The sequence below is a fragment of the Arenimonas sp. genome, assembly GCF_019459675.1.
Classification (GTDB): Bacteria; Pseudomonadota; Gammaproteobacteria; order Xanthomonadales; family Xanthomonadaceae; genus Arenimonas.
Window position 1 is genome coordinate 1 of the sequence record NZ_JAIBFH010000432.1, and the last position, 5,883, is coordinate 5,883.

Genomic DNA, 5,883 nt, shown 5'->3' on the forward strand with positions numbered 1-5,883 from the left:
GGTGGCGCCGTCGGGCGAGGGTGCGGTGCGCTGCATGCGCATGGCGATGGAAGGCGTGGCCACGACAGTCGATTACCTGAACACGCACGGCACCTCCACGCCGCTGGGTGACCTGGTGGAGCTGCGCGCGGTGCGCGAGGCGTTCGGCGACGCGATGCCGCCGCTGTCGTCCACCAAGGCCCTGTCGGGGCATTCGCTGGGCGCGGCCAGCGTGCACGAGGCGATCTACTGCCTGCTGATGATGCGCGACGGCTTCATTGCCGGCTCGGCCAACATCGAAGCGCTCGACCCGCAAGCCGAAGGCTTCCCGATCGTGCGCGAAAGCCGCGTCGCCACGCTCGACACCGTGATGTCCAACAGCTTCGGCTTCGGCGGCACCAACGCCACGCTGGTGTTCCAGCGCGACGCCGGCTGAACCCTCAGCCCGCCGGCAGCCCGGGCTTGCCCGGATTCCCGCGCCAGTAGCCGTTGACCGCGCCCAGGCGCGGCGGCGGCAGCGGCGAGCGGCGTGCCAGGTCGAAGTGCTCCACCACGTCGCGCATGCCCTGCGCCTGCGGATACAGCCGCAGCATGTCCACGCCCAGGTCGCGCAGTTCGGCGATTTCCGGCCCCAGGTCGGTGACCTCTTCGCCCTGGATCTGCACGCCGTTTATGCGCAGGAAGGGCGCGCCTTCGCGGGTGGCCAGGGGCAGGCCGTCGGGATGTTCGATGCAGCGGAAGCCGCAGGCGTCCTTGGCGACGTCCAGCGCGCGCGCGGTGAAGCAGCGCGCCGAGTAGGACAGCGGCAGCCGGCCCCAGGCGATCACCTCCAGCTCCGGCCGCGTGATGTCATCGGCGCTGCACGCCACCAGCAGGTCCTCGAGCAGCTGGCGGCCCTGTTCGACGCCCGGCACCCAGCGCCGCAGGCCGTCCTCGATCAGCATCGCCAGCGCGCGCTGGTTGTAGATGTTCAGCGTGGGCCCGGCGACGAAGGGCAGGCCGCGCTCCTTGCACAGCTGCACGGCGGTGAGGTCGTTGGCCTCGACCAGGAAGCCGCCGTGGTCGAGCATGCGGATCACCGCGTTGAGCTCGGACTCGGCCTCGACCAGCGCCAGGCTCGAGAGCACCACCTGCAGGCCTTCGCCGGCCAGCTCCTCGGCCAGGGCGATCCAATCGCGGGTGCCCAGCTCGCGTCGTTTGCTGCACACCGTTTCGCCCAGGTAAACCACGTCCACGGGCCAGTGCGCGGCTTCGCGGTAGAAGGCCAGCGTGCGTTCGCGCGGCCAGAAATACTGCAGGGGTCCGAGGCTGATTTTCATGGGGTCAGTGCCAGGCGCGGTGATAGGGGCCGAGGGTGGTCTGGTGGCCTTCGGCGTGGGCGGACAGTGCCTGCTGCCAGCGGGCATCGGGCGTCCAGGCGGCGGGATCGGCCCGGTGCCGGTCGATCGCCTCGCGCCAGGTGCGCGTCACGGCGGTCACGTAGGCGACGCCGCGCTGGCGGCCCTCGATCTTCAGCGCGGCCACGCCGGCCTTGGCCAGCTGCGGCAGCAGCGCCAGGGTGTTGAGGCTGGTGGGCTCTTCGAGCGCGTGGAAGATTTCGCCGCCGACATCGAACCGTCCCTTGCACACGGTGGGGTAGGCGGCCGGCTCGCCGGGGGCATAGCGGTCCATCAGCATCCCGTTCAGGCGCACGCCGCGCTGGCCGTCCTCGTGTTCCTCCCAGCGCACGAAGCGCGCGGGCGAACACACGCCGTGGCGGTTGGGCGAGGCGCCGGTGACGTAGCTCGACAGCTGGCAGCGGCCCTCCACCATGATGCACAGGCTGCCGAACGCGAACACTTCCAGCGGCACCGGTGAAAACGTGCACAGCCGCTCCACCTGCTGCAGCGACAGCACGCGCGGCAGCACCGCCCGGCTGATGCCGAAGCGCTCGTGCATGTAGCGCAGCGCCGGCGCCGACGTGGCCGAACCCTGTACCGACAGGTGCCGCGCCATGCCGGGGTGCTCGCGCATCGCGTGGTCCAGCACGGCCATTTCGGCGGCGATGATGGCGTCGCAGCCCAGCGCCGCGGCCTGGTCCACGGCCGCCTGCCACAGGCGCAGTCGGGAAGTTTCGGGGTAGGTGTTCAGGGCGATGTAGACCTTGCAGCCGCGCTGGTGGGCGTAGGCGATGCCGGCGCGCAGCTCGGCCTCGTCGAAGTTCAGGCCCGGGAAGGCGCGGGCGTTGGTCTGGTCGCGGAAACCCGCGTAAACGGCATCGGCGCCGGCGTCCACGGCCGCGCGCAGGGCCGGCAGGTTGCCGGCGGGACAAACCAGTTGCATCGCATGCTCCGGGGCGGGGGACGCGGCATGCTCTCCCCGGGGGCATGGCATCGTCATTGACTTGGGTCAGTTACGGGCCGCATCTGCCGGCCCATCATGGTGGCCAGCGGCGACCTTGGCCGCGCCACCCGAAGGAGTGCGCCATGAACCCGATGCTGTCCCACCTCTGCGCTGCCCTGCTGCTGGCCGCGCCGGCGCTGGTGTTGACGACCTCGCACGGCACCGAGCCGCCGGCGGAACCGGCGTCGCATGCGTCGCACGATGCCCATGCCGCCCACGCCCCCGGCGAGACGCCGGCCGAAGCCGAGGCCCCCGCCGTGCGCTGGCAGGCCGACGAACCGCTGGCCCGCGGCATGAAGCGCGTGCGCGCCGCCACCCAGGCCCTGTCGCACGGCGCCCATGGCCACCTCGCGGCCGACCAGGTGAAGGCGATTGCCGCCGAACTCGACGCTGCCGTGCAGGACATGATCGCCCAGTGCCGGCTCGAGCCCGAGCCCGACGCGGCGCTGCACCCGCTGCTGGCCCGCGTGCTGCAGGCCAGTGCACTGCTGGCGGACGGTGAGTTCGATGCAGCGGCCATGGCCGACCTCGAGGCAGTGCTGGCGCGCTACCCCGTGCTGTTCGAGGACGCGGCCTGGAGCGCCGACCACAGCGACTCGGCCTGACGTTCCGCCGCCGGATCGGGGACGATCGGCTGGCTCCAGGCGCGGGTGGTTTCCGCCGGCCACTTGCGGGTGGCGTCGATGCCCAGCTTCGAGCCGAGGTTGGGCACCGGGCTGGAAAAATCGAGGTAGTCGATCGGCGTGTTCTCGACCAGCATCGTGTCCCGCGCCGGGTCCACGCGCGTGGACAGCGCCCACAGCACCTGCGACCAGTCGCGCACGTCGATGTCCTCGTCGGTGACGATGACGAACTTGGTGTAGGTGAACTGCCGCAGGTACGACCACACGCCCATCATCATGCGCCGGGCGTGGCCGGGGTACTGCTTGCGTATGCTCACCACCGCGATGCGGTACGAGCACGCCTCGGGCGGCAGGTAGAAATCCACCACCTCGGGGAACACCTTGCGCAGGATCGGCACGAACACCTCGTTGAGCGCCGACGACAGCACCGACGGTTCGTCCTCCGGCGCCCGGCCCATGTAGCTGCCGTGGTAGACGGCGTCGCGCCGCATGCGCAGCCGCTTCACGGTGAACACCGGGAACTCGCCCTGGGCGTTGTAGTAGCCGGTATGGTCGCCGAACGGGCCTTCGGTGGCAGTGTCGCCGGGTTCGATGAAGCCCTCCATCACGATTTCGCTGCCCGCAGGCGCGTCCAGCCCGGTCAGAGCGCTGTGCCAGACGCGCGTGCGCGCGCCGCGCAGCAGGCCGGCGAATTCGTATTCCGACAGGGTGTCGGGCACCGGCGCCACCGCGGCCAGCATCGTCGCGGGGTCGGCGCCGATCGCCACCAGCAGCGGGAAGGGTTTGCCCGGGTGCGCCGCCTGGAAGTCGGCGAAGTCCAGGGCGCCGCCGCGGTGCGGCAGCCAGCGCATGATCACGCGGTTGCGCGACAGCAGCTGCTGCCGGTAGATGGCGACGTTCTGGCGAGGCTGGCGGGTGCCGCGGGTCACCACGAGGCCGAAGGTGACCAGCCGGGCGACGTCGCCGGGCCAGCAGCGCTGGATCGGCAGCGTGCCCAGGTCGATGTCGTCGCCCTCGACCACCACTTCGTTGAAGGCCGCCTCGTGCACTGTCCTGGGTGCGACGTGCGCCAGCTGCGCGAGCTCAGGCCAGCTCGACAACGCCTGCCGCAGGTTCGAAGGCCAGCGCGGCTCCTTCACCGAGGCCAGCAATTCGCCAAGCTCGCGCAGCGAGGCCAGCGGCCGGCCGCCCAGCGCCAGCTCGATGCGGTCGCGATGGCCGAAGAGGTTGCCCAGCAGGGCGTGCCGCGAACCGACCGGGTGGGTCATCAGCAGCGCGGGACCACCGCGTCGCAGCGCCAGCCGGCACAGTGCGGTGCTTTCCAGGTCCGGATCCACCGGCGCGTCCACCTGCTGCAGCTGGCCGCGGCGAGCCAGTGCGCCCAGGAAGCTGCGCAGGTCGTGGTGGCTCATGCGGCGGCGATCGCTCCGAGTGAAACCAGCGCGGCATCGACGTCGATGCCGTTGCGCGCCAGCCAGGCGCGGTCGAACAGGGTTTCGTCGTAGCGGTCGCCGCGGTCGCACAGCAGGCTGACGAGGCTGCCGGACTCGCCCGCGTCGCGCATCGCCCGCGCCAGGCGCAGGCAGGCCACCAGGTTGGTGCCCGAGCTGCCGCCGTAGCGGCGGCCGAGCAGTGTTTCCAGCTGCCACGCCGCGGCGACCGAATCGGCGTCGTCCACTTCCTCCACCCGGTCCACCACGTCGAACACGAAGCTCGGCTCCACGCGCGGCCGGCCGATGCCTTCGATCAGCGTCGGTGCGCTGGCCACGGCAGCCGGATCGCGCGTGCGCCAGCCCACGGCGAAGGCGCCGCCGGTGGGCTCGGCCACGCACACGCGCGTCTGCAGCCGGCGGTAGCGAAGGTAGCGGCCAATGGTGGCCGAAGTGCCGCCGGTGCCCACGCCGCAGACGATCCACGCGGGCTCGGGGTCGGGGCCGCCGGCCATCTGCTCGAGGATGGATTCGGCGATGTTGTTGTTGCCGCGCCAGTCGGTGGCGCGCTCGGCGAGGCCGAACTGGTCGAGGTAGCACAGCCCTTCGCGGGCGGCACGTTCGCGCGCCACGGCGCTGGCGTCCATGCCCGGCGGCACCAGCACGCACGTCGCGCCCAGCGATCGGATCAGGCGCACCTTGGCCGGCGCGGTGCAGTCGGGCATCACCGCGGTGAACTCCACGCCCAGCAGCCGCGCGAACCACGCTTCGGAAATCGCCGTGCTGCCCGACGAGGCGTCGATCGCACCCTGGCCCTCGCCCAGCCTTCCGTTGCACAGCGCGTAGAGGAACAGCGAGCGCGCCAGCCGGTGCTTGAGGCTGCCGGTGGGATGCGAGGCCTCGTCCTTGAAGTAGAAGGCGATGCCCGGGAATGCTTCAAGGTCCATCCGCAGCAGGTGCGTGTCGGCCGAGCGCGCGGCTTCCTGCGACAGGCTGGCGAGCGCGGCGTGCAGCCAGCGGCGGCAGCGTGCATCGTTCACGCAGCCTCCGCCATCAGCGCCGTCGCGCGGCGCTCGAGGTAGTCGAAGTACATTTCCAGGTAGCTGATGCCGTTGCCGGTGTCGAGCAGGAAGGGATTCATCAGCGTGTGCCGCAGGATCACCACGCGGTCGTCGTCCTCGCCGCCGGCGTCGAGCGTGGCGGGGTCGAGGTCCAGCGATGCCAGCACGCGCAGGGTTTCCCCGCGGCCCAGGATCTCGGGGCGCAGCGTGGTCATGGAACCGAAGAACTCGCGCGACTGCAGCGGCTGGGCGGCGTCGTAGCTCAGGCTGCCGTGCAGTGCGCGCACGAAGCGGTTCATCGTCGCCACGTCGCGGTTGCCGGCCGGGTTCAGCGCCAGGCAGATCAGGTTGCTGTCGGGCTCGAAGGGGATGCGGCACTGCAGGCGGCCGTCGAGCCGCGCGGCGAAG

The 5,883-nt window shown here is 71.3% G+C and carries 5 protein-coding genes and 2 pseudogenes; 2 read left to right on the forward strand and 5 right to left on the reverse strand.

Translation table 11 applies throughout. From position 1 onward, the window contains the following. Positions 1–415 (forward strand): annotated as a pseudogene (locus K0M70_RS14235) (beta-ketoacyl-ACP synthase I); the annotation flags it as partial. Positions 416–419: 4 nt separating this feature from the next. On the opposite strand, the gene K0M70_RS14240 reads toward K0M70_RS14235, so the two are convergent. Together K0M70_RS14240 and K0M70_RS14245 are read right to left on the reverse strand one after the other, a co-directional pair. Further along, positions 420–1,298, reverse strand: coding sequence for a U32 family peptidase (locus tag K0M70_RS14240; protein WP_290783051.1), 879 nt, complete (start codon positions 1,296–1,298; stop codon positions 420–422). A 4-nt stretch (positions 1,299–1,302) separates the two neighbouring features. Beyond that, positions 1,303–2,301, reverse strand: coding sequence for a peptidase U32 family protein (locus tag K0M70_RS14245; protein WP_290783053.1), 999 nt, complete (start codon positions 2,299–2,301; stop codon positions 1,303–1,305). A gap of 143 nt (positions 2,302–2,444) precedes the next feature. Between K0M70_RS14245 and K0M70_RS14250 the strand changes: the two genes are divergently transcribed. Beyond that, positions 2,445–2,966, forward strand: a complete 522-nt coding sequence (locus tag K0M70_RS14250; protein ID WP_290783055.1) for a DnrO protein — start codon at positions 2,445–2,447, stop codon at positions 2,964–2,966. Here K0M70_RS14250 and K0M70_RS14255 read toward each other — a convergent pair. The 3 genes and pseudogenes from K0M70_RS14255 to K0M70_RS14265 form a co-directional block, all read right to left on the reverse strand. After that, a complete protein-coding gene (locus K0M70_RS14255) occupies positions 2,909–4,396 on the reverse strand; it encodes a UbiD family decarboxylase (RefSeq protein WP_290783057.1) in 1,488 nt (495 codons plus the stop codon). The two genes, K0M70_RS14250 and K0M70_RS14255, sit on opposite strands and share 58 nt — an antisense overlap. After that, positions 4,393–5,454, reverse strand: coding sequence for a PLP-dependent cysteine synthase family protein (locus K0M70_RS14260; protein WP_290783059.1), 1,062 nt, complete (start codon positions 5,452–5,454; stop codon positions 4,393–4,395). Before K0M70_RS14260 ends, K0M70_RS14255 begins: the two co-directional genes overlap by 4 nt. Further along, positions 5,451–5,883, reverse strand: a pseudogene (locus tag K0M70_RS14265) (pyridoxal-dependent decarboxylase); the annotation flags it as partial. The pseudogene K0M70_RS14265 and the gene K0M70_RS14260, both read right to left, overlap by 4 nt.

What these genes read in the sequence shown, in the direction of transcription:
- K0M70_RS14240 (WP_290783051.1), bottom strand. Translation starts at nt 1,298, where the DNA reads ATGAAAATCAGCCTCGGACCCCTGCAGTATTTCTGGCCGCGCGAACGC.
- K0M70_RS14245 (WP_290783053.1), bottom strand. Translation starts at nt 2,301, where the DNA reads ATGCAACTGGTTTGTCCCGCCGGCAACCTGCCGGCCCTGCGCGCGGCC.
- K0M70_RS14250 (WP_290783055.1), top strand. Translation starts at nt 2,445, where the DNA reads ATGAACCCGATGCTGTCCCACCTCTGCGCTGCCCTGCTGCTGGCCGCG.
- K0M70_RS14255 (WP_290783057.1), bottom strand. Translation starts at nt 4,396, where the DNA reads ATGAGCCACCACGACCTGCGCAGCTTCCTGGGCGCACTGGCTCGCCGC.